Annotated in this window: 25 protein-coding genes and 2 pseudogenes; 12 read left to right on the forward strand and 15 right to left on the reverse strand. The window is 62.0% G+C overall.

Annotated features, from left to right (window positions below; all coding sequences use genetic code 11):
* Positions 1 to 27: 27 nt before the first annotated feature.
* Positions 28 to 618, forward strand: coding sequence for a hypothetical protein (locus ABVQ20_RS09650; protein ID WP_354459273.1), 591 nt, complete (start codon positions 28 to 30; stop codon positions 616 to 618).
* Positions 619 to 625: 7 nt separating this feature from the next.
* On the opposite strand, the pseudogene ABVQ20_RS09655 reads toward ABVQ20_RS09650, so the two are convergent.
* A pseudogene (locus ABVQ20_RS09655) lies at positions 626 to 1,729 on the reverse strand (NAD(P)/FAD-dependent oxidoreductase).
* A gap of 216 nt (positions 1,730 to 1,945) precedes the next feature.
* On the opposite strand from ABVQ20_RS09655, the gene ABVQ20_RS09660 reads away from it, so the two are divergent.
* Entirely contained in the window at positions 1,946 to 3,202 is a 1,257-nt protein-coding gene (locus tag ABVQ20_RS09660) for a cytochrome P450 (protein WP_354459274.1), read from the forward strand.
* 58 nt (positions 3,203 to 3,260) lie between these two features.
* Complete coding sequence (locus ABVQ20_RS09665) at positions 3,261 to 3,914, forward strand: CatB-related O-acetyltransferase (RefSeq protein ID WP_354459275.1); 654 nt, start codon at positions 3,261 to 3,263, stop codon at positions 3,912 to 3,914.
* Between the two features lie 10 nt (positions 3,915 to 3,924).
* On the opposite strand, the gene ABVQ20_RS09670 is transcribed toward ABVQ20_RS09665, so the two are convergent.
* The 7 genes from ABVQ20_RS09670 to ABVQ20_RS09700 form a co-directional block, all read right to left on the reverse strand.
* Positions 3,925 to 4,275: a cupin domain-containing protein gene (locus tag ABVQ20_RS09670; RefSeq protein WP_354459276.1), complete on the reverse strand. Its 351-nt coding sequence runs from the start codon at positions 4,273 to 4,275 to the stop codon at positions 3,925 to 3,927.
* Positions 4,276 to 4,277: 2 nt separating this feature from the next.
* Entirely contained in the window at positions 4,278 to 5,558 is a 1,281-nt protein-coding gene (locus ABVQ20_RS09675; RefSeq protein WP_354459277.1) for an O-acetylhomoserine aminocarboxypropyltransferase, read from the reverse strand.
* Positions 5,559 to 5,807: 249 nt separating this feature from the next.
* Positions 5,808 to 6,329 carry a CoA-binding protein gene (locus ABVQ20_RS09680; protein WP_354459278.1) on the reverse strand — a complete coding sequence of 174 codons (522 nt, stop codon included), beginning with the start codon at positions 6,327 to 6,329 and terminating at the stop codon, positions 5,808 to 5,810.
* The gene (locus tag ABVQ20_RS09685) at positions 6,326 to 7,087 is read right to left on the reverse strand and encodes a GNAT family N-acetyltransferase (protein ID WP_354459279.1); all 762 of its coding nucleotides are present in this window, start codon (positions 7,085 to 7,087) and stop codon (positions 6,326 to 6,328) included. The genes ABVQ20_RS09680 and ABVQ20_RS09685 overlap by 4 nt, the downstream gene beginning before the upstream one ends.
* Positions 7,084 to 7,860 carry an AAA family ATPase gene (locus tag ABVQ20_RS09690; RefSeq protein ID WP_354459280.1) on the reverse strand — a complete coding sequence of 259 codons (777 nt, stop codon included), beginning with the start codon at positions 7,858 to 7,860 and terminating at the stop codon, positions 7,084 to 7,086. The genes ABVQ20_RS09685 and ABVQ20_RS09690 overlap by 4 nt, the downstream gene beginning before the upstream one ends.
* A 9-nt stretch (positions 7,861 to 7,869) precedes the next feature.
* Positions 7,870 to 8,292, reverse strand: coding sequence for a VOC family protein (locus ABVQ20_RS09695; RefSeq protein WP_354459281.1), 423 nt, complete (start codon positions 8,290 to 8,292; stop codon positions 7,870 to 7,872).
* A gap of 1 nt (position 8,293) precedes the next feature.
* Positions 8,294 to 9,115 carry an enoyl-CoA hydratase gene (locus ABVQ20_RS09700; protein ID WP_354459282.1) on the reverse strand — a complete coding sequence of 274 codons (822 nt, stop codon included), beginning with the start codon at positions 9,113 to 9,115 and terminating at the stop codon, positions 8,294 to 8,296.
* Positions 9,116 to 9,327: 212 nt separating this feature from the next.
* Here ABVQ20_RS09700 and ABVQ20_RS09705 point away from each other — a divergent pair, with 212 nt between their 5' ends.
* From ABVQ20_RS09705 to rpsI, 3 genes are all read left to right on the forward strand, one after another.
* Positions 9,328 to 9,792: a PaaI family thioesterase gene (locus tag ABVQ20_RS09705; RefSeq protein WP_354459283.1), complete on the forward strand. Its 465-nt coding sequence runs from the start codon at positions 9,328 to 9,330 to the stop codon at positions 9,790 to 9,792.
* A gap of 215 nt (positions 9,793 to 10,007) precedes the next feature.
* Complete coding sequence (gene rplM, locus ABVQ20_RS09710) at positions 10,008 to 10,472, forward strand: 50S ribosomal protein L13 (RefSeq protein ID WP_010915638.1); 465 nt, start codon at positions 10,008 to 10,010, stop codon at positions 10,470 to 10,472.
* Position 10,473: 1 nt separating this feature from the next.
* Entirely contained in the window at positions 10,474 to 10,956 is a 483-nt protein-coding gene (gene rpsI / locus ABVQ20_RS09715) for a 30S ribosomal protein S9 (RefSeq protein ID WP_354459284.1), read from the forward strand.
* Positions 10,957 to 11,022: 66 nt separating this feature from the next.
* Here rpsI and ABVQ20_RS09720 read toward each other — a convergent pair whose 3' ends face one another.
* The 5 genes and pseudogenes from ABVQ20_RS09720 to ABVQ20_RS09740 all read right to left on the reverse strand — a co-directional run bounded on the left by ABVQ20_RS09720 (position 11,023) and on the right by ABVQ20_RS09740 (position 14,854).
* Positions 11,023 to 11,295: an MFS transporter gene (locus ABVQ20_RS09720; RefSeq protein ID WP_354459285.1), complete on the reverse strand. Its 273-nt coding sequence runs from the start codon at positions 11,293 to 11,295 to the stop codon at positions 11,023 to 11,025.
* 6 nt (positions 11,296 to 11,301) lie between these two features.
* The gene (locus ABVQ20_RS09725; RefSeq protein ID WP_354459286.1) at positions 11,302 to 11,622 is read right to left on the reverse strand and encodes an MFS transporter; all 321 of its coding nucleotides are present in this window, start codon (positions 11,620 to 11,622) and stop codon (positions 11,302 to 11,304) included.
* A 19-nt stretch (positions 11,623 to 11,641) separates the two neighbouring features.
* Positions 11,642 to 12,403 (reverse strand): annotated as a pseudogene (locus tag ABVQ20_RS09730) (MFS transporter).
* An 89-nt stretch (positions 12,404 to 12,492) separates the two neighbouring features.
* Positions 12,493 to 13,542 (reverse strand): glycerophosphodiester phosphodiesterase family protein, encoded by a 1,050-nt coding sequence (locus ABVQ20_RS09735; RefSeq protein WP_354459287.1) that lies wholly within the window; start codon positions 13,540 to 13,542, stop codon positions 12,493 to 12,495.
* A gap of 97 nt (positions 13,543 to 13,639) precedes the next feature.
* Positions 13,640 to 14,854 (reverse strand): acyltransferase family protein, encoded by a 1,215-nt coding sequence (locus tag ABVQ20_RS09740; protein ID WP_354459288.1) that lies wholly within the window; start codon positions 14,852 to 14,854, stop codon positions 13,640 to 13,642.
* Between the two features lie 124 nt (positions 14,855 to 14,978).
* On the opposite strand from ABVQ20_RS09740, the gene speB reads away from it, so the two are divergent.
* The 4 genes from speB to ABVQ20_RS09760 are packed head-to-tail and all read left to right on the forward strand — an operon-like array spanning position 14,979 to position 18,206.
* Positions 14,979 to 15,983: an agmatinase gene (gene speB / locus ABVQ20_RS09745; RefSeq protein WP_354459289.1), complete on the forward strand. Its 1,005-nt coding sequence runs from the start codon at positions 14,979 to 14,981 to the stop codon at positions 15,981 to 15,983.
* Between the two features lie 53 nt (positions 15,984 to 16,036).
* The gene (argC, locus tag ABVQ20_RS09750) at positions 16,037 to 16,963 is read left to right on the forward strand and encodes an N-acetyl-gamma-glutamyl-phosphate reductase (protein ID WP_354459290.1); all 927 of its coding nucleotides are present in this window, start codon (positions 16,037 to 16,039) and stop codon (positions 16,961 to 16,963) included.
* On the forward strand, positions 16,960 to 17,802 hold the full coding sequence (locus ABVQ20_RS09755) for an aminoglycoside phosphotransferase family protein (RefSeq protein ID WP_354462150.1): 843 nt from the start codon (positions 16,960 to 16,962) through the stop codon (positions 17,800 to 17,802). The genes argC and ABVQ20_RS09755 overlap by 4 nt, the downstream gene beginning before the upstream one ends.
* A 38-nt stretch (positions 17,803 to 17,840) precedes the next feature.
* Positions 17,841 to 18,206, forward strand: a complete 366-nt coding sequence (locus ABVQ20_RS09760) for a hypothetical protein (protein ID WP_354459291.1) — start codon at positions 17,841 to 17,843, stop codon at positions 18,204 to 18,206.
* Positions 18,207 to 18,225: 19 nt separating this feature from the next.
* On the opposite strand, the gene ABVQ20_RS09765 is transcribed toward ABVQ20_RS09760, so the two are convergent.
* Entirely contained in the window at positions 18,226 to 19,317 is a 1,092-nt protein-coding gene (locus ABVQ20_RS09765) for a COX15/CtaA family protein (RefSeq protein WP_354459292.1), read from the reverse strand.
* Between the two features lie 195 nt (positions 19,318 to 19,512).
* Between ABVQ20_RS09765 and ABVQ20_RS09770 the strand changes: the two genes are divergently transcribed.
* The gene (locus tag ABVQ20_RS09770; protein WP_354459293.1) at positions 19,513 to 19,728 is read left to right on the forward strand and encodes a DUF2842 domain-containing protein; all 216 of its coding nucleotides are present in this window, start codon (positions 19,513 to 19,515) and stop codon (positions 19,726 to 19,728) included.
* Positions 19,729 to 19,747: 19 nt separating this feature from the next.
* Here ABVQ20_RS09770 and ABVQ20_RS09775 read toward each other — a convergent pair whose 3' ends face one another.
* Positions 19,748 to 20,806 carry a polysaccharide deacetylase family protein gene (locus ABVQ20_RS09775; RefSeq protein WP_354459294.1) on the reverse strand — a complete coding sequence of 353 codons (1,059 nt, stop codon included), beginning with the start codon at positions 20,804 to 20,806 and terminating at the stop codon, positions 19,748 to 19,750.
* Positions 20,807 to 20,896: 90 nt separating this feature from the next.
* On the opposite strand from ABVQ20_RS09775, the gene ABVQ20_RS09780 reads away from it, so the two are divergent.
* The gene (locus ABVQ20_RS09780) at positions 20,897 to 22,123 is read left to right on the forward strand and encodes a GNAT family N-acetyltransferase (RefSeq protein ID WP_354459295.1); all 1,227 of its coding nucleotides are present in this window, start codon (positions 20,897 to 20,899) and stop codon (positions 22,121 to 22,123) included.
* Positions 22,124 to 22,177: the final 54 nt, after the last annotated feature.

Raw genomic sequence — 22,177 nt, forward strand, 5'->3', positions numbered from 1 at the left:
CCCGCACGGTTCAACAGGGGGAGTGCCATGTTCATGAAAACTGCATCCTTCATTATTGCCGGACTGACCGTTTGCGGCACAATTTCAGAGACGGCGGCGGGAGGCCGCGCCGTCGAATGCTACGAACCGGTCAACCGGCCGGCCGTCTACGATACAGTCTATGAAAATGTGCTGGTGCGTCCCGCCGGCCAGTTGGTGGACTACGATCCGCCGATCTATGGGACGCGCGAGCGCGTGGTGCAGACCGTGCCGGCACAGGTCAGATACGAGATCGTGCCGGCCATCACTCGTACCGTCTACCACACGGTGAAGGTCGATGATGGCGGCTATGCCTGGGAATGGCGCGTCATCCACGGCCGCAGGGTGCTGTGCAAGGTCTGGCGCAAGGCGCGCTATCAGCGGGTCGCCGAGACCGTGGTTGTAGAGCCTGAGCGGACGCGCCGCGTCGTCATCCCCGCCGAGTATGACAGTATCGCGGAGGAGGTGCTGGTGCGCCCCGAACAGAGGCGCGTCACCGACATTCCGCCGTCGTACCAAACGGTGGCGCGGCGCGTCGTGGTCAGAGAAGGATCAACCCGCTGGCGCCGCGTGCATATTCCCAGGCATTGCCAGGACTAGAGGTCACTCAGACCGCCTCGGCTCTGAGCCATGTCTTCAGGCCGACGATGTCGCCGTCACCGACAGCCGCTGCGACGCGCCGGCCGACCGCCGCGCCGAACTTGTAGCCATGGCCGGAGCAGGCCGAGACGACCACGCATTTGCCTTTCTCATGCGCCAGGAATTTCTCGTCGGCGGTGAACGTGTAGGCGCAGGTGACCACCTCGGTGATCCGATATTCCTCTATCCGTGCGATCGGCGGTGAGAACAGGTTGCGGATCGCCTCGCCCTCACCCGCAACCGGCTCGCGGTTCCAGTCGGCATCGCTGGTCGGCACCTTGTGCAGGCCCGAGCCGAACTTCATGTCGGTGCCACGTGTTGGCGGGATCATGTAGCCATCGGTCTTGCCGCCGACGTCGAGAATGACCGGCGCCGTCTCCTAGGTCGCCTTGAGATCGGCCGGCGGCTCGGCATAGGCGAGCGCGGTGCGATAGGTCTTCAACTCGCCGTCGAGTTCCGGGAACAGTTTCAGGACCCAGGCGCCGGCCGTGACGACGATGCGATCGGCCTGCATCGTCTCGCCACTCTCCAGCACGATATGGCCGGCCTCGGCATCTATCTCAGTAACCTTGCTGCGTTCGTAGACATTGGCGCCATTGGCGCGCAGCCATTTTGCCAGTCCCGCCGCAATCTTGCGGCAATGCAGCGCGCCGCCTTCCGGAGAAAAATAGGCGTAGCGAAACGAGCCGGCCTCAAGGAACGGCCAACGCTTGACCGCCGCGTCGGGTTCGAACAGCTCGAACGGAAAATTCCCCTCCTCCAGACCCTCGCGATATTCCTCGGCCTCGTCGCCCAGTTCGCGCGAGATACAAAGGAAACCCCTGGCATCGAGGTGGTTCTCGCCGAGGTCGGCCCACATCTCGTCCCAGGCCTGATAGGCCTCGGTGATCAACCGGCCATAGCCGGTTCCGGCCCGATAGGCGCGGCGGATGACGCGGTGATGGTCGCCCGATGCAGCGAGCGGATTGGGAATCGGCCCTTGCTCGACAATGGAAACATTATGGCCCGACTTGACCAGCGACCACGCCGTCGAGAGGCCGGCAATGCCAGCGCCAACCACGATCACATTCATCAGAACCGTCTTCCCGCGCCCGCACGGCTGGCACAATTCATTCGACTTTGGAGCACCAGAGCATGATCCCGAAAGGTGGAAACCGGCTTTCGGAAAAGATCATGCTCGAACAAAGAGATAGATCAGGATGACGACTAAACCGAACGTCATCGTCATCCAGCACCGCGTCAACATACGGTCTGGCACCAGGCTGGCAAGCCGGGCTAATGATCCAGCATGACCGATTTGATGCCGCCACCGTCCTATCTGACCTTCGATCGAACTGCCCGCCGCCTGCGGCTCGACCCGCATGAGCCGGCTTTTTTCCGGGATCCCTACGAAGCCTATGCCTGGCTGCACGACGCATCGAACGCATTCTTCTGGGAAGAGTTCGGCTTCTGGTGTTTTGGCGGCTTCGACGACGTCAACCGGCTGCTGCGCGATCGCCGCTTCGGCCGGCAGAACCCGGCCGGTATTCCAGACAGCCGTGGCATCGGCCAGGACCGCACGCATCTCAAGGCATTTGACGGCATCGAGGCCAATTCGATGCTTGAACTGGAGCCGCCGGTGCATACGCGGCTCAGAACGCTGGTCAATCGTGCCTTCGTCTCGCGGCAGGTCGAGCGGCTGCGGCCGCGTGTCGAGGCGCTCGCCAACGAATTGATCGACCGCTTCGATCCGGCGAGTCCTGTCGATCTTCTGCCCGCTTTCGCAGCGCCACTGCCGATCACCATCATTGCCGAAATGCTCGGCGTTCCCGTCGAAATGGGACCGCAACTGCTCGACTGGTCGCACCAGATGGTCGCCATGTACATGCATGGCCGCACGCGCGAGACTGAGGACACCGCCAACCGCGCCTCGCGCGAATTCTCTGATTTCCTGCGCGGCTACGTCACTGAGCGACGCAAGAAGCCGGGTGACGACCTGCTGTCCCCGCTGATCTCGGCGCAGGAGGATGGCCAGAAGCTCTCCGAGGACGAGTTGGTCTCCTCTGCCATCCTGCTGCTCAATGCCGGCCATGAGGCGACGGTCCACCAGACCGGCAACGCCGTGCGCTCGATCCTGGCGCAAGGCGGCGACCCTAGACGCTTCTTCACCTCGCCCGAGGCAACCGCGGCGACGGTCGAGGAATGCCTGCGCTTCGACGCGCCGCTGCACATGTTCACGCGCTACGCCTATCAGGAGATCGAACTCGCCCCGGGCATCGTCGTACAGCCTGGCCAGACGATCGGGCTGCTGCTCGGCATGGCCAACCATGACCCAAAGGCCTTCGCCAATCCATCGGCGTTCAGCCCCGGCCGCGAGGACCAGAAGAACGTCTCGTTCGGCGCCGGCATCCATTTTTGTATCGGTGCGCCGCTCGCCCGGCTCGAACTGCAGGTGTCGCTGAAAACCCTGTTCGGGCGGCATCCGAGGCTGCATCTTGCCGAACAGCCACGCTTCCGCGACACCTATCATTTCCACGGGCTGGAAGCGCTCTTCGTCCAATTTTGAGCTTGCGGGCTTGGGTTGGTGTGGTGGCAAAAACAGATTTCAGCGACGGAGCCTCGCCATGACCATCGCCGAAGATGCAACCGCCAAACACTGGTCGAAGGTGGAGTATCTGCACGAGACCGTGAAGAACCCGAACATCCATGTTCGGGGCACGCACAGCTACTATAGCGACGCATGGTCGGGGTCGTTCGAGGACAGCGTGGTGCGCTACCTCCATGGCGACGATTACAGTCTGAAAGCCTGGCAACCCGCCTGGCCGATCGATCAACTGCATATTGGCGACTATGTATGCATCGGCGCGGAAGCAGTGATCCTGCTCGGCGGCAACCATACCCACCGGATGGACTGGTTCAGCCTCTATCCATTTGCCGAATTCATCGTCGACGCCTATGTCGGCAAGGGTGACACCACCATTGGTGACGGTGTCTGGATCGGCATGCGCGCCATGGTCATGCCCGGCGTCAGCATCGGCGAAGGTGCGGTCATCGCCTCGGGAGCGATCGTGACCAAGGATGTGGCGCCCTACACAATCGTCGCGGGAAACCCGGCAAAGCCGATCAAGTCGCGATTTGCCGAGGCAACGACGAAGACGCTGCTCGCGCTCAAGGTCTACGACTGGCCGACGGACAAATTCGAAGCGCTTAAGCACTTGGTTTGCGCTGATGATATCGACGCCCTTGCCGCGGCTTCGCAGCAATACAACGCGGGTTGATGCCGCGTCGTCAAAGCTTGATCACGTATTCCTTGCGAGTCGTTTCAAGCACTTCCCAGCTTCCCTTGAAGCCAGGCCTCAGGAGGAAGCTGTCGCCTGCGCGGACGGTGCGCGCCTCGCCGCCCTCCTCCGTGATCACCGAAACGCCGGACAGGATGTGGCAGAACTCCCACTCGTCATATTCGACCCGCCATTTGCCCGGCGTCGATTCCCAGATGCCGGCATAGAGCCCGCCGTCGCGTTCCTCGACGTTCCAGGTGCGGAATTTCGGATCGCCTGAAATCAGGCGCTCCTCGGCCGGCGCTCCAGCCTCGGCCTCGACGCTGTTGGCGTCGAGGGGCAGGAAATTCGATGCACTCATGATCAGACCTTGGCCAGCGCCTGCTCGAGATCGGCGACGATGTCGTTGACGTCCTCGATGCCGACCGAGAGCCGCACCGTGTCCGGGCCAGCCCCGGCTTTCACCTTCTGCTCGTCGGAAAGCTGGCGATGCGTTGTCGATGCCGGGTGGATGACCAGCGACTTGGTGTCGCCGACATTGGCAAGATGCGAGAACAGTTCCAGCGCTTCCACGAACTTCACGCCTGCCGCGTAGCCGCCCTTCAGGCCGAAGGTGAAGACAGCGCCGGCGCCGAGCGGCGAGTATTTCTTCTGTAGCGCGTTGTTCTTGTCGCTGGGCAGGCCGGGGTAATTCACCCAGGCAACCTTGGGATGGTTGGACAGCCAGGCGGCCACCGTGACCGCATTGTCGCAATGGCGCTGCATGCGCAGCGGCAGGGTTTCGAGGCCGGTCAGAATGAGAAACGCATTGAAAGGCGAAATGGCAGGGCCAAGGTCGCGCAGGCCGAGAACACGCGCGGCGATGGCGAAGGCGAAATTGCCGAAGGTCTCATGCAGGACAAGGCCGCCATATTCGGGACGCGGCTCCGACAGCATCGGGTATTTTCCCGACTTCGACCAGTCGAAGGTGCCGCCATCGACGATGACGCCGCCGATCGAATTGCCGTGACCGCCGATGAACTTGGTCAGCGAATGGACGACGATATCGGCGCCATGTTCGATCGGCCGGATCAGGTAAGGCGAGGCCAGCGTGTTGTCGACGATCAGCGGCAGCCCATGCTTGCGCGCGATCTCACCGATCTTCTCGATATCGACGAAGGTGCCGCCCGGATTGGCAAGGCTCTCGATGAAGATGGCCTTGGTCTTGTCGTCGATCTGGCTTTCAAAGGTCGACAGGTCGTTAGTGTCGGCCCAGCGGACCTCCCAGCCATAGTTCTTGAAAGCATGACCGAACTGGTTGATCGAACCGCCATAGAGCTTATTGGCAGCAATGAAATTCTCGCCGGGCCGCATCAGATTGTGGAACACAATCACCTGCGCCGCATGGCCGGAGGCGACCGCAAGCGCTGCCGTTCCGCCTTCGAGCGCGGCGACACGCTCTTCCAGCACTGCCTGGGTCGGGTTCATGATGCGGGTGTAGATGTTGCCGAAGGCCTTCAGCCCGAACAGCGAGGCGGCATGGTCGGCATCATCGAAGACGAAGGAGGTGGTCTGGTAGATCGGCGTGGCGCGCGCGCCCGTTGCCGGATCCGGCTTGGCGCCGGCATGGACGGCGAGCGTGTTGAAACCAGGCGTGCGGGTCATGGAAAACCTCCCTTTTTGAAACTCTCAAATCGCGGGGCATTCTTGGCGAAGCCCAGGCGTGAATGCAAAGAAGAAAATACCTTTCGGCGAACGATCTGCGATGAACGCGCGAGAAAACCTGTTTCTTCCCGGAATAATTTTTCGTCTAGGGCCACGTCGCAGTTAAAGCGATTTGTGCGACGCGCCTTAGTCATCTTTTTTGCTCATGCCGTGATCCCAAAACTGCTGCGCACTTTTGGGCGACATGCATCATTTCTGTCGCACGCCAAAACTCTGAAAACCAGACCGCATCAACGGCTTCTTCGATGACAACACGCCGGAATTGACGCCGGTCCAGCCGATCTCGCCTGACAGCTTGCCATATTCGATCTTGGGGCAACGATTCATCACCACCTTGATGCCGGCGGCTTCGGCGCGCGCGGCCGCCTCATCATGACGCACGCCAAGCTGCATCCAGATCACCTTGGGCAGCGGATAGAGCTTCATGACCTCGTCGACGATCCCGGGAACCGCCGCGGCGTTGCGGAAAACATCAACCATGTCGATCGGTTCGGGAACATCCGCCAGGCTCGCATAGGTCATGCGGCCGAGGATTTCCTTGCCGGCATGGCCGGGATTGATCGGGAACACCGAAAATCCCTTGGCCAACAGATATTTCAGCACGAAATAGCTTGGGCGAACATCGTTGGCGGACGCACCAACCATGGCGACGGTCTTTACCGAATTCAGGATGCCGCCGATGTAGGCGTTGTCGTAGGCGTCGTGGTTCATGCCGAAATGGCCTTCCTGCGGTAGTGGTATCGGTAAAGTTCCCGGTTGAAGCCGAGCGAAGCATAGAGCGCCCTACCCGCGGCGTTGTCCGCGACCACCTGCAGGCATGCCGCCGACGCGCCCTTGCGCCGCGCCCAGCCGATCAGGCCGCCGACAGTCCTGCGGCCCAACCCCTGCTGCCTGAAGCGGCCATCGGTTTCAACCGATTCGACGACAAGCAGTCCATCCCGGATCACGCCGTAAGCCACCGCCGCGACTTCGCCGTCGCGTTCGGTCGACACGAATGCCTTGTTGCCCGTGATCAATCCGGTCATATCGCGAAAGACACGGCCATCCGTGGCACTATAAGATCCCATTCGAAACCGCGCCTCGAACCAATCCTCGCCCGGCGTCGGCGACACCACGACCTGAGGGTCTGGCGCATCCTTCAATTCGTCCATGCCAGCATAGAGATGGATGGTCCCGCCTTCGAAGCTGTAGCCACGGCTGTCGAGGACTGCATCCATTTCGGCGGCGATGTCGGGAATCCTGAACAAGGTCGTCTGTTGATGCTCGCCATAGAATGCCTCGACCATGGCAAGCACGGTTTCCGGTGCTGCGGTCCTGCCTCGCAGAGGGTTGGCCGAGTTGGTGCGCCGCGTCTTGCCGCCGGACTGGCGCAGAAGCCAGCCGTCAACCATCACCTCCCTGGCCGCCGGGCAGCCTTCCAGGCAGGTCTGTTCAACCTGCCAATCGAGATCATCCGCGCCCGCCGTCATTCGCCATCCTCCTGGAGCGCTTCCGCCATAAAGGACTGCGGGTCGATGCAGAAGTCTTTGAACATGCGAAAATGGTCGGTATCCTGAAAATCCGCGGGATCGAGCCCGAACCGGCTGATGCGAAACAGCCGTGCGCCGGGACAGGCCATCAGCAGCGGCGAGTGCGTGGCCATGATCACTTGCGCGGTACCCGAACGGTCCATGCGACCAAGCATTTTCAGCAGTTCGATCTGGCGCGACGGTGACAGCGCGCTCTCGGGTTCGTCGAGGATGTAGATGCCTTGCCTGCTGCAGCGTTCCTCGAAGAAGCGGATGAAGCCCTCGCCATGCGACCAGGACAGGAAGTCCGGTGGGGGCCCGCCAGAGTCCAGCGCCGCCTGATCGAGATAGCGGGCGACCGAGTAGAAAGATTCGGCGCGGAAGAACCAGCCGGCGGTGACCTTCGGCAGCCAGTGCGCACGCAGCGTATCAGCCAGCGCCGCGCCACTCTTGTCGATGGCGCTGGAATGGTCGACCGGCCTGTAGCCCTTGCCGCCGCCGGCCTCGTCATAGCCAGCCAGCGCGCCGATCGCCTCGAGCAAGGTGGATTTGCCGGTGCCGTTCTCACCGACGATGATGGTGATCGGCGTCGTGAATTCGAGTTCGAACGCCTGGCCGCGAAACAGCGGCAGGTTCCAGGGGTATTTTTCCCAGTCCGCAACGCGCGCCGGCTCCAAAAGGATTCGCTTGAGATAAGGCGCCTTGAGCCGCGTCAGTTGCTTGCGATAGGCCATGGGGCGGCGTCAATCCGGCAGCGAAATCGTGCCGTCTTCCGCGATCGGAAAGGCCGGATTGTGCGCCACTTCCCAGATATGCCCGTCCGCATCGGCGAAATAACCGTACCAGCCACCCCAGAAGGCGCGCCCCGCTGGCTTGACGATACGACCGCCAGCCCTCTCGGCCTGCGCCAGAACCTCATCGACCTCGGCGTCGGAGCGGGTGTTGTAGGCGAGATAGACAGCGGACGGCGCCTTGGCGAAGGCAATGCCCGAATCCTCCTCCGCGCTTTCGCGTGGAAACAGGCCAAGAATGGCGCCACCCATCTGGAAGAAGGCGACGCCGTCTGTGATCCCCGCGTGGCGGGTCAGACCCATGGCCTCGTAGAAGCGCACGGCGCGGTCGAGATTGTCGGTAGCGATGGTGATGATGGAGATGCGGGGCTCCATCCTATTCCTCTGGCCATTCAGGCTTGCGCTTGCCGATGAAGGCGCCGATGCCTTCTTCCGCGTCGCGCGCCAGCATGTTTTCGACCATGACGCGTCCCGTATAGGCGTAGGCGTCCGCGAGCCCCATTTCGGCCTGCTCGTAGAACGCCTCCTTGCCGGTCTTCACGACCAAAGACGATTTGGACGCAATGGTTTGCGCGTATTTGGTGACAATCTGATTCAGATATTCGCGCGGCACGACGCGGTTGACCAGGCCGAACTCCTTGGCCGTCGCCGCATCGATGGTCTCGCCGGTCAAGAGCATTTCCATCGCATGCTTGCGCGACACGTTGCGCGACAGCGCCACCATCGGCGTCGAGCAGAACAGGCCGATGTTGACGCCCGGCGTGCAGAACGTCGCCTCATGCGAGGCGATGGCGAGATCGCAACTCGCGACCAGTTGCAAGCCAGCCGCCGTCGCCAGCCCGTCGACTTCGGCGATCACCGGTTTCGGCAGGCGCACGATCGCCTGCATCAGGACGGCGCAAGCCGCAAATGTTTTTTCGAAGAACGCCCTGCCCCGGTCGGCATCGGCGCGATGGGCGGTCATTTCCTTGAGGTCGTGCCCGGCACAGAACACCCTTTCGGACGACGACAAGATGACGACGCGGATGGATTTGTCGTCACGTGCTCGGTCGAGTTCCGCCGTCAAGGCCTCCATCACCGCCAACGACAAGGCGTTGGCGGGCGGATTGGCCAGCGTCAGACGCAGCACGCCCATGTCCAGGCGGGCAACGATGGGACCCTCGGCGACAGCCGGCTTGATGGCAACGATTTCCGCCACGGTCGTTCTCCGCGATTCTGGATCATGGTTGGATGGCTACAATCTAGTATGCCATGACGCTTCGTCCAACACCCTCAAACCGATTGCTGGCACAAGCGACAAGGCTGCCCTGTATTTGTCCTGATGGCATGGGGTGTCACCAATGACGGCTGAACGGTGTTGCCAGAGATAGCCGGCTGCGTTCAAACAGGCACAACACGAGGGAGACCGTCATGCCCGCCCAGAGCAATCTCAAGCCGGTGCTGACCGCGGCGCAAGTCAACGCGCTGATGGAAACCGTCTATCCGCAGCTCAACGAACAGTTCAAATATTATGAGGCGATCGACGTGTTCCCGGGCGGCTGCATTGTGCGGCTCAATGCCGGCGAGCGGCACCTGCGTCCCGGCGGAACCGTGTCCGGCCCATCGCTGTTCACACTGGCCGACATTGGCGGTTACGTCTGCGTGCTGTCTCATGCCGGACCAGACGCGCTTTCGGTCACCGTCAACCTCGACATCAATTTCGTGCGCAAGGCCGAGGCCGGCCCGATCGATGGCCATTGCCGCATCCTGAAGCTGGGCAAGAGCCTGATGGTGTTCGATATCGACATCGTCGCCGGGCCGGATCAACATACGATAGCCCACGCCACCGGCACCTATTCGATCCCGCCGAAGCGCAATAATGATGTGGTAAAATAATACCTTTTACCTAGCACTTTGTTTTTGCTATTCTTTCTTCGCTAAAGAGCTTTTCGGCTGCCTTGACGCGCCGTTTCCCCTCGCCTATAAGCCCTCACGAAGCAGCGGCCCGCAAAGGCCGCCGTTTTGTTATTGGCGGCGGGCACGCTCTTCGCCAATCCAAGCAACAAGAAACGCCTTCATTCGTGAAGGTCCGAACCGAAAGCAGAAAACACATGACAACCTTTTCGCAGAAGCCTGCGGATGTGGTGAAGAAGTGGATCCTGATTGACGCCGAGGGTCTCGTCGTCGGTCGTCTCGCCACTGTCATCGCCAATCATCTTCGCGGCAAGCACAAGCCAACCTTCACCCCTCACGTCGACGACGGCGACAATGTCATCGTCATCAATGCCGACAAGGTGGTGTTCACCGGCAAGAAATTCACCGACAAGGTCTATTACTGGCACACCGGGCATCCCGGCGGCATCAAGGAGCGCACCGCGCGCCAGTTGCTTGAGGGACGTTTCCCCGAGCGCGTCGTCGAAAAGGCCGTGGAGCGCATGGTTCCGCGTGGTCCGCTCGGCCGTCGCCAGATGAAGAACCTGCGCGTTTATGCAGGCGCCGAGCATCCGCATGTCGCCCAGCAGCCCGAAGTTCTCGACGTGGCCAAGCTGAATTCCAAGAACAAGAAGGTCGCATAAGATGGCTGAGCTTTCCTCGCTCGCAGAACTGGGCGCCGCCACCGGCAACACCAACACCCAGCCGGCGGCACCCGTCCACGTCCAGAAGCTCGACAAGTCGGGCCGCGCCTATGCCACGGGCAAGCGCAAGAACGCCATCGCGCGCGTCTGGGTGAAGCCGGGTTCCGGCAAGATCGTCGTCAACGACAAGGAATTCGCTGCATATTTCGCGCGCCCTGTCCTGCAGATGATCCTCAACCAGCCGATCGTGGCCTCCAACCGCGCCGGCCAGTACGACATCGTCGCGACGGTTGTCGGCGGCGGTCTCTCCGGCCAGGCCGGCGCTGTCCGTCACGGCATCTCCAAGGCGTTGACATACTACGAGCCGGCGCTGCGCGCCGTACTCAAGAAGGGTGGCTTCCTGACCCGCGACAGCCGCGTCGTCGAGCGTAAGAAGTACGGCAAGGCGAAGGCCCGTCGTTCGTTCCAGTTCTCGAAGCGCTAAGCGCTACGCATCTGCATGCAACCGAAAGGCCGCCTCCGGGCGGCCTTTTTGCATGAATCGCTTCGATCATCCCGACGTATCGGCATCCCGGATGAACAAGAAGGCGCAGATCGCCGAGCCCGCCACGGCAATCGCGGATGCCAGGAAGGCAAGCCGCATGCCGTCGATCGTGCCCAATGCCAGCGCCGAGCCAAACAGCGCCACCCCGATCGCACCGCCCGACTGCCTGACGGTGTTGAGCATGCCCGAGGCAGTGCCGGACTTTGCTGTCGGCACGGACTGCAGCAACGCCGTGGTCATGGCGGGAACCGCAAGCCCGATGCCAACCGGGAATAACATGAGGCGCTAGATCATCGAGGCATAGGATGTGTCGGACTGCACAAGAGCCATCAAGGCGAAACCAACCGCTCCAATCAGCAGGCCGGTGGCCATCGGGATACGCGATCCATATTTCGCGACGATCCGCCCGGCTGCGACATTCGACACGGTGACGGCCGCCATGAACGGCAGGAATGCCAAGCCGGTCATTTGCGGCGAATAGTGTCTTTCCTGCTGAAAATAGAAGCTGAGCATGAAGATCGTGCCGTAGAGCGTCATGTTCACCGTAAGCCCGACGATGCTCGTGACCGCCGGAACACGACGCGCGAACAGATCGAGGGAGAACATCGGCGCCTTTGTCCTGCTTTCAACCAGGAGAAAAATTGCGCCCGCGGCTACGGCAAGCACCATTCCACCGATGACAGGCAACGAGGTCCAGCCGAACGGCTTCGATAAAGACGCCGGTCAGCGCAAACAACATCAGGACGGCAAGTCCCTGCCCTGCCCAGTCGATCGGCGTTTTCTCGTCCTTGGGGGGTGTCTCGTCGAGAAACCGATTCGCCATCCATATGGCAAGGAGACCGATGGGAAGGTTGATCAGAAAAATGCTTCTCCAGCCCAAGGATGTAACCATGAACCCGCCCAGCACCGGCCCGGCTGAAAGGGCGATACCGCCGGACGCGGTCCACAGACCTACGGCCCGGGCGCGCTGGCCCTTGTCGGACGCATAGGCGCGATTGAGCAGCGCCAGCGAGCACGGCATCAGCATGGCGGCGCCCGCGCCTTGCACCGCACGTGCCGCGATCAACACTCAGGCGCTCTCGGCCAGCCCGCAGAATAGGGATGCAATGCTGAACAGCGCCAAGCCACCGACGAAAACGCGGCGCGCGCCGGTCCTGTCGCCAAGCGCCCCGCCGGCAAGCAGCAGCGATGCGAAGGAAAGCGTGTAGGCATCGACAACCCATTGCAGCCCGTCGATACCGATCGAGAGGGCGGCCCCTATCCTTGTCAGGGCAACGTTCACGATCGAGACGTCGAGCTGCACCACCACGAAGCCGAGACTCGTCGCGGCTATTGTGGCGGCATACGCGAAATTGGCGGGGCGGTTGAAAACCAGGGTGCTCGACATACCCTCGGGTAACGCTTGCGTCCTGACACCGTTCCGTCAGGAGAGACCGGCCTGCGGCGATTGGCGCCGGGCTCCCTCGGTGCGTGTCCTCAGTTGATGCTGGCAGTGGTGGCGGGCTCGACACGCCCGGCATAAGGCACACGGTAGCCATGCGCCGCCAGCCAGCCGATCGCCGCCTTCGGCTCGTCGGTCTGGATTATGGTTGCGCCACGCTCGGCCCAGAAGCCATAGGTCTCGCGCGGCAGGCTTGCCTCTACTGCCAGCTCATCGCCACGCCCACCGGAAAGGAAGCCGCCTGGCTTGTTGACGATGGCGTAGGTGTCCGCCCAGATGTGCCAATCGCCCCTGACAGCCGCGGCGCGCATGCGCGGGCTGAAGAGCGGGCCGCCGGTCTCGGTCAGCGTTTCCGCGCCGGCCCGCCAGTTGATGAGTTCGGCCGCGCGCATCGAGAAGGCGCGGTCTACCGTCTCGGCGAAGGCAGCGTCACGAACTGCATCATCCGCAATGATCGGCATGAACTGGAAGCCGCCGCCGAGCGCCTCCATGGCGGCCTTGACAGTGGCGATCCGCTCGGCATTCCACAAGTTCTCCTTGACGATGACCTGTTCGGCCATGCCGAGGTCGCGGGCCACCGCGATCATACCCAAGAGGTCCCCAACTTCTAGCTTGTTGTCGAGGTTGATGAGGATCCGGTCCTTTGTCGCGGCCAGCATGTCGCGCAGCGTCGATACCGTTTCATTGGTGACGGCGCCGGTCCCCTCTATCACCAGCCTGCAGGTCTTGAGCTCGGCGAGCGTGTATTTGATCACCTCGCCCCTGCATGTCGTGGTGCGGTCGAGCCAGCTGTCGTGCATCACCACGAACTCGCCATCCTTCGAGCGCCTGATGTCGACCTCGACGATTTCGGCACCCATGGCGATCGAGCCTTCCACGGCCGCAATCGAATTTTCTGCATAGAGCGTCTTGCCGGCCTGCATGCTGCCGGCGCGATGCGCGGCCACCATGACGTGGTCCCGCCACTGATTGGCATGTTCGAATCGGTCGAGGATCTCCCTGGCCCGCGTTTCGCCTGCCGATGACTGGCTGACAGAGGCCGCCAGTGCGGCGGAAAGCAGAAGGCTCAGCCAAAGGGTCCGCATCGAGAATCGCTCCTTGCCGGATCGAGATCCGGATAGGCGATGCCAGTGACAGGCCGGTGAACGAAGCCGGCTAGCGGATACTGGTGATACGTCCGCGTCAGATGCGTTTGGCGAGCCGGCGGAACCAGGCCATGGCCGGCATTTCAACAAAACGCCAGGTAAACCAGGAGACGGTGATGGTCGCGACAAGCATCACGACGATCGCGACAAACCCGATCCATGGCGAGCCGGTCCCAAACCCTGTTGCATCCTCGCCGCGCAGCCAGATGTCGCCGACAAGTCCCATGCCGAGCTTGCGCTCGATCAACCCGCCGACATTGATCATGCGCGCCTGCACGAAGATGTGGACCATGTAGATGGAATAAGACAGTGCGCCCAGCATCAGCATGGCGGGAGCACGCAGCATGATGCTGATCCAGCCGCCTTCATGTGCAAAGAGATAAAGCGCCAGCGCGAAGACAAAGGGGGCAGCGATCCCTGCATCATTGTCGCCGGCCAACGAGACGAAGGCAATGATCACGGCAACCATCACGACTTCGGCGACGGTCCAGGCAAGTCTGGCGCGGCCTTCGGCCAATGCCTGTCGCGCCTCTGCAATGGAATCATGCTGAAACCATGCCAGCAGTGCGCCCAGCGAGAAACCGTACAGACAGCGGATGAAGCCGAAATCGAAGGATACATCCATGTGATTGGTGGAGAAGGCGAGCAGGAACAGCGGCGCTGTTACAGCGGCTGCGACGAACCACACCCAGGCACGGGTACCGGCAATGAAGACGGTGCCCGCGAAGAGAAGATAGGCGAAGAATTCCGCCGAAATGCTCCAGCTTGGCGCGTTCCAGGTGAGCTGGCTCTCGAAGCCGACACCCTGCAGCAGGAAGAGATTGGCAACGAAGCTTTTCAGATCGAAACCGCCGGTAAAGGGGGCAGCCCCGGTGCCGTGCAACTGCGGCAGCATCAGCCGCAGCGTCTCGAAGGCGGCGAAGGCAAGCAGCATGACAAGATGCAGTGGATAGATGCGGCCAAGGCGCACCAACGCAAACCGGGCGATATCGTCCGGCTCATTCAGCCGGTTGCCGTAGCTGGAGGCGATGACGAAGCCGGACAGCACAAAGAAGAAATCAACGAAGAGGTAGGACGAGCCGATGAAGGCGCTTTGCGAAATCATCGAGCTGGTCGGGAAATGGAACAGAGCGACCAGCAGCGCGCAGATGCCGCGCCAGGAGTCGAGAACCAGGAAACGCGTGCCCGCCTTCGTGCCTGTCTGGGCCAGCACCGGGGCATGGGTGGGATTGAGGAATGCGGCCTGCGTCATGATGATACAAATCCTGTCTCGCCACGGCACCCCCGCGGTGCCATTTCGTTTCCCCAAGCTTTGACTGGCATGTTCTGTGCCGGTTCTGTAGTTGTTGCTCCCCGATGAAACCTGAGGACCCGCGATGCCGAACAGAAACATCGACAATGCCTTCACCGCCCGTTCCAAGACGGGCGCATCGCTCGAGCCTACCTATGCCGGCGCGCTGTCGTTCATGCGGCGCAAATACACGAAAGACGTGAAGGGCGCGGACGCGGTGGTGTGGGGCATTCCCTTCGACGCAGCGGTAACCAACCGGCCAGGCGCTCGATTCGGGCCGCAGGCGATCCGCCGCGCCTCCGCCATCCTCGACAACGACCCGCAATATCCGTTTTCGCGCGACCTGTTCGAGCACCTCGCGGTGGTCGACTATGGCGATTGCCTGCTGGATTCAGGCAACCATCAGAAGACACCCGGCACGATCGAACGCGAGGCGGCGAAGATCCTGAAGTCCGGCGCCTTCCTGCTGACGCTGGGCGGCGACCATTTCGTCACCTGGCCGCTGCTCAAGGCGCATGCGGCCATCCATGGACCGTTGGCCCTGGTGCAGTTCGACGCCCACCAGGACACCTGGGAAGATGACGGCAAACGCATCGACCATGGCTCGTTTGTCGGACGCGCGGTGAAGGAAGGCATCATCGACCCCGACCGTTCCATCCAGATCGGCATCCGCACCCATGCGCCCGACACGTTCGGCATCAAGATCCTGTACGGCCACGAGATCGAGGAAATGCGGGCGTCGGACATCGCCTATGCCATCGTCGACCGCACCGGCGGCAAGAAGACTTACCTCACCTTCGATATCGATTGCCTCGATCCGGCCTTCGCGCCCGGTACTGGCACGCCCGTCGCCGGCGGACCGTCTTCGGCAAAAATCCTGTCGACGCTGCGCCAGCTTACCCAGGTCGATATTGTCGGCGCCGACGTTGTCGAGGTTGCGCCGGCCTATGATCACGCCGATATAACGGCAATCGCCGGCTCGATGGTGGCGATGCAGTATCTCGGGCTGCTGGCCGAACGAAAGGCCCGGCTTGTGGAGATGAACAATGGTGGCCACGGTGCCGCGGTGAATCACGGCCACGGCATATAGTGCCACGGCATATAGTATTGAAATAGCAGGACATTCAGGCGGAACGATTGGCAATGAAACCGAAAATCTTCATCGACGGCGAACACGGCACTACCGGCCTCCAGATCAGGGCGCTGCTTGCCGAGCGCGGCGACCTTGAGATCATTTCCATTCCGACCGAGCGCCGCAAGGAAACGGCGGCGCGCGCTGAATTCCTCAATGCCGCCGATGTGGCGATCCTGTGCCTGCCCGACGATGCGGCGAAGGAAAGTGTCTCGCTCATCACCAACGCCACCACCAAGGTCATCGATGCCTCGACCGCGCATCGCGTGGCCGAGGGCTGGGAATACGGCTTCGCCGAGATGGACAAGGACCAGGCGAAGAGGATCGCCTCGGCGAAACGCGTCGCCAATCCGGGTTGCTGGCCGCAAGGGCCGATCGCGACATTGCGGCCGCTGGTTGCAGCCGGCCTGCTGCCGGCCGATTTTCCGATCACCGTCAACGGCATCTCCGGTTATTCGGGCGGCGGCCGCCCGATGATCGAGGATTATGTCGCCAAGGGCGAGGATGCGTCGGAATTCCTGCCCTATGGCCTGACGCTTCAGCACAAGCACGTGCCGGAGCTCCGCGCCTATGCGAAGCTGTCGCATGATCCGATCATGCAGCCGGCTGTCGGCAATTTCGCCCAGGGCATGATCACCGTCGTGCCGCTGCAACTGGGCGGCCTTAGCCATGTGCCGACCGGCGCCGAACTGCACGCCGCCATAGCCGATCATTTCGCGGCAATAGACGGCGGCGTGGTCGAGGTGGCGCCCTATGCGCATCTGGAACGCATGCCGGAGATCAATCCGGAGATCTACAACGGCACCAACCGCATGAAGGTCTACGTCTTCGCCAATGACAAACGGGCCCAGGCGCTGCTGCTGGCTGTCTACGACAATCTCGGAAAGGGCGCATCGGGCGCCGCCGTCCAGAACATGGACCTGATGCTTCGGCGCTGATGGAATCGCCTGTCCTCCCAAAGCGCTGGAAGGTCAGCGCGCCCGAGCTCATTGCCGAAACCTTTTCCAGCCGCATCTGGAAGGTTGTTCGCGAGGACGGCTCGCCGGCCATCGTCAAGGCGCTGAAACCCTTCGACGACGTCGAGGACGAGTTGCGCGGCGAGCACTACCTGTCTTGGCGGCGTGGCGAGGGGGCGGTGCGGCTGCTTGGCCGCGACGGCCACAGCATGCTGCTCGAATATGCCGGCGACAGACTGCTGTCGCACGAACTCGCAGATGAGGGCGACAATGCTGCCGCCGCTATCGCCGCCGATGTGATGGCAAAGCTGTTTGCCCCGTCCAAGCACCCTTTTCCGCCGGAGCTTCAGCCGCTGCGAACACGCTTTGCCAGCCTGTTCAAGAAGGCCAGAGCCGACCTCGATGCCGGAGCGGACAGCCTCTACGTCGAGGCTGCGGCCACCGCCGAACGACTGCTTGCCGATCCGCATGACATCAAGCCGCTGCACGGCGACCTGCATCACGACAACATCATTCACGGGCCACGCGGCTGGCTGGCGATCGATCCCAAGGGCGTGCTCGGTGATCCCGGCTTCGACGCGGCGAATATTCTGTACAACCCGCTCGAACGAGACGACCTGTGCAGCGATGCCGAACGGATCGCCCACATGGCCGAGCTCTTCGCCAAAACGCTGGGTCAAACGCCACGCGCCATACTGGACCACGCCATCGCTTATGGCTGCCTGTCAGCTTCGTGGCACCATGAGGACGCCAATGCAGATGACGAAAGCCGTGAATTGTCCATCGCCACGGCGATCCAGGCGGTGCGACTGGGCTTCTGATCCCGCGAGCAAACAACAATGGTAACCAACTGTTAACCATGTTGGGCTACTGGGGGGCCCTGCTCTACAAGGGATTTGTCATGGTCAGCGCGATTTCCGGCTCTTCTCAAGCGGCGCATTATTCCTCGTCCAGCTCATCGAGCAATGCGGCCCAAGAGGCAGCGCTCGAAAAGCAGATCCAGGACATGGAGGACCAGGCCAAGGCGATCAAGGATCAGGTTCAGGCAGCCCAGCTCCAGCAGAATATCTCAGTGGCCCAGGCCAAGCTTGACGCGCTCAGAGCCGCCGACGCCGACAAGGCTGCCAAGGCCGCTCAGAGCCAATCCGCACCGTCCGCCGCCGCGTTGCGCCAGGCGGAATTCGATGGCGAGAAGATGACGTCTTCAAACACTTTCTGGATGTGACCGGCGGAGCGGCTTGGGATCAGGTCCTGAGCGCGATTTCATGCGGTAACGGGTAAGCACCTTTGGTGCCGCGCCAGTGCGCTGCGGCAAAACCCAGCACGACGAGCGCAAATCCCTGATGGGTCAGCGCCATGTGCAAGGGCACATGCATCAGCAGCGTGCCGATGCCGATCGAAGCCTGTACCAGCACCAGCAGGAACAGCACTGTTGCGCGACGGGCATGCGTGGTGCCCGGCTGACGCCGGCGCGTTGCAATCATGTGCCACAGCGCCACGACGAAGACCGTATAGGCGCCGAGTCGATGCACAAATTGCACCGTCTTGGGGCTCTCGAAGAAGTTGCGCCATGCCGGCTCAAGGATCAGCAGGTCGCTCGGGATGACCTTGCCGTCCATCAGCGGCCAGGTGTTGTAGCTTAGGCCGGCATCCAGCCCGGCAACCAGCCCGCCAAGATAGATCTGGATCAGCGCCAGCAGCACGATAACTCCGGCCAGACGCTGCGTCGAGCGGTCGGCAGCGGGTTCCGAGTGAGGCGCCAACCCGCGCGCGACGACCATCGTAGCGGTGAAGATCAAAGCAGCAAGTGTCAGATGCGTCGCAAGCCGGTACTGGCTGACGGACACCCGATCGACCAACCCCGAAGCCACCATCCACCAACCGATCGCGCCTTGCAGGCCACCGAGCAGAAGAATGCCGACAAGCTTCGGTCCGAGACCACGTTCCACGCGGCGCGTCGCCCAGAAGAACAGCAGCGGCAAGGCGAAGACCAGGCCGACACTGCGCGCCAGGATACGATGCGCCCATTCCCACCAGAAAATCGACTTGAATGCCTCGATGCTCATGCCCTTGTTGAGCTCGGCATATTGCGGAATCTGCTGGTAGAGCTGGAATTCCTCTTGCCACTCGGCGTCATTGAGCGGCGGTATCACGCCGTGGATCGGCTTCCATTGCGTGATCGACAGGCCGGAATCGGTGAGCCTTGTCGCGCCGCCGACCAACACCAGCGCAAACAGCACCAGAAGCACCACATAGAGCCAGCCGCGAACCAGCGCCCGATTGTGGAGGTCGCGGTCGCGGGCCATGAAAGGTGCGGCGTCGGTGATGGCAGCCATGGTCTTTGTTCCGGCGGTTCGAATTGGCGGATTGGTGAACCATCGCAACCTTGCTGGCAAGACCGAGCGGCGCGGCACGCCGTCGCGCCGCGTCTGCCGGGTTGCACAGCTTCGCGCCAAGGCCTATGCGAGGCGAATACTTTGAGCCTGCCGGACCTTGCACGGATTCCGGCGTGCTTGCCCCGGAGGCCAACCATGCCCTTGCGCCTGAAAAAACTGATCGGAACGTTCCTGCTGGTCGCGCTGGTGATCATCTACGCGCTGCTCGCATCGATCTTCGCGGTCGCCCGACTGTCGGAGTCGAGCCCGTTGGTGCATTTCCTCTTCTTCCTGCTGAGCGGCCTGCTCTGGGTGCTGCCGGCGATGGGCATCATCAAGTGGCTGATGCTGGAGCCACGGGCCAAGCGCTGACTTGCCGCCGGCTTCAGCGTTAGATGGTGACAACCATCTTGCCGGCATTGGCCAGAGGCGTCGTCACGCCTGACAGCATCGTGCGGATGTGGGCCACGCTCTGATAGCGGCCGTTGACGGAGATGCGCGGCAATGCATGCAGGAAACCGGCGTGCTCGGCGCGCAGCACACCGTGGCGCGTCGTCACAGCCGATACATAGCCGGCGTCGCGCGCGAAACCCACTTCACGGCAACCGACCGCGCTGACATCGCCGTAGGGATAGGCAAAGTGGAGTGGGTCCCGACCCAGTTCAGCCTGCAATATACGCCTGGCATTCTCGACCTCGTGCCGTGCATCGGCTTCGGAAAGTCGCTTCAGGCTGCGATGGTTCACCGTATGCGAGCCAATCGTGACCAGCGGATGCGCGGCCATGGTGCGGATTTCGTCCCAGTTCATCAATGTCCTGAGACGCAGTCCATCCGCGTCAACACCACTCGTGTCGGCCAGTTCGCGCAGCACGGCACGCTGGTCTTCCTCGCGGACCTCTGTGGTGAGATGCGCGTGCAGGCGCGCAATAGCCTGGAGCTTTCTGGCCGGGGTCGAACAATCGATCGTCTCCGGCCCAGCGGACGTCTCCAGGGGCAACCGATCGGACGCATCGACGATATCCTCCACCAGTTCCCACCACAGATCGGCAGTGCCGCTGATCAACCCCGGCGCGACATAGATGGTGATTGGCGCACCGTGCTTTTCCAGGACTGGCAACGCCTCTGTCATGTTGTCGCGATAGGCATCGTCGGCGGTGATGGCGGCGAACCGGCCACCCTTGCCGCCGGACTTGATGCGCTCGATCGCTTCGTCCAGCGTGACGAAAATATAGCCATTCGCCTTCATGTCGGCGACGACCGCGTCCAGGAACTCGGGCGCGATGTTCAGGTGACGGTTGACACTATGGGGCTTTTCCAGCCTGGCCGTGACGCGATGCAGCATCAGGATAGCGCCAATGCCGCCGATGAACGGCTTCGCCAGCGGAGCGAGACCGGTATAGCGGGCGACGTTGAGCGCCAGTTTCCGGATTGCCACGCCTCCGTCGATCATTCATTCACCTTTTGCGCCTAGGCTCATCCAGCACGGAACGCGCCTGCGCGAACCCCCAAATCGCGATGAATACGCCTTAAGGATTGAGGGATGGTTGACGCAGCTGCGTCATTTGACGGCAATCGGCTTGCGGCAACCGAAGCGTCGCCGCGTGCATTGCCGGGGGCGTCCGCAGTGTCCGTATCAGCCGCTTCCGGCGAAGCGCTTGCTGATTACGTGGAGTTCTGTCGTTCCGCCCTCTTCGCTCCCGCGCAGAGTTCGGGATGGGTCCGCCACTGGACAGCGCAGATTGCGCCCGACTGGCTCATTGCGACCCTGACCGCCGAAGGCAGGCCGGTGTTCGTGCTTGCGCTGGAGATTGGCCGCAGAGGTCCTCTCCGCATTGCCCGCTTCATGGGTGGCCGCCATGCCAACGGCAATTTCGTCGCTGGTGATCCACGCTGGCTGCTCAAGCCGGATGTCACGTCGATCCGATCGATGCTATCAGCGGTCCGCAGGGCGCGGCCGGATATAGACCTGATCGTGCTGGAGCGGTTACTGCCCGATCTCGATGGCGTTGCCAATCCGCTTGCCTGCCTTCCCCATTTTCCGAGCCCCAACCTGTCGCTGGCCGTCGATCTGGCGGGAGGGTTCGATGCACTGCTGGCGCGCGCCAGCGGCAAACGCAAGCGTAAAAAGCACCGCGCCCAGATGCGCAAGTTCGATGCCGTCGGCAGCCATCGCCGCATCGAGGCAAAGACCGCGGACGAGGTGAACCGGCTGCTCGACGCCTTTTTCGAGATGAAGGAATTCCGCTTCCGCAGGATGGGCATCGCCAATGTATTCGGCGACAATGAGGTGCGTGCTTTTTTCCGCGCGTTGTTCATCGATGCGCTTGCGGAGGATAGGCCATCCTTTGTGCTGCATGGGCTCGAGGTTGCCGGCAAGCTGCGCGCCGTGACCGGCTCGAGCCGCTCGGGCAAACGTCTGATCTGCGAGTTCGGGGCGATCGCCGATGACGACCTCGGCCATACCAGTCCCGGCGACTTCCTGTTCTTCGACAATATCCAGGAAGCCTGTGAGACGGGCTTTTCTGTCTATGACTTCTCCGTCGGCGATGAGCCCTACAAACGCTTCTGGTGCGATATCGAGACCCAGCATTTCGAGGTTCTGGTCCCGCTCACACCGAAGGGCCGCGTGCTGGCGCTCGTCCTGCAACAAGGTGCGCGCCTGAAAGCCTTCGTCAAGCACAACCCGACGATCTGGAAGCTGACCAAGTCGCTGCGCAAGAAGACTGCGGGGCAGACTGCACCCACCGCCGCTGAAGACAACAGCTAGCGCGATCCATCGTTTCACGGAAACGAACCGCTCTATCTCTTTGCTTTTTGGCGC

The organism is Mesorhizobium shangrilense, from assembly GCF_040537815.1.
In the GTDB taxonomy this organism is placed as follows: domain Bacteria; phylum Pseudomonadota; class Alphaproteobacteria; order Rhizobiales; family Rhizobiaceae; genus Mesorhizobium; species Mesorhizobium shangrilense.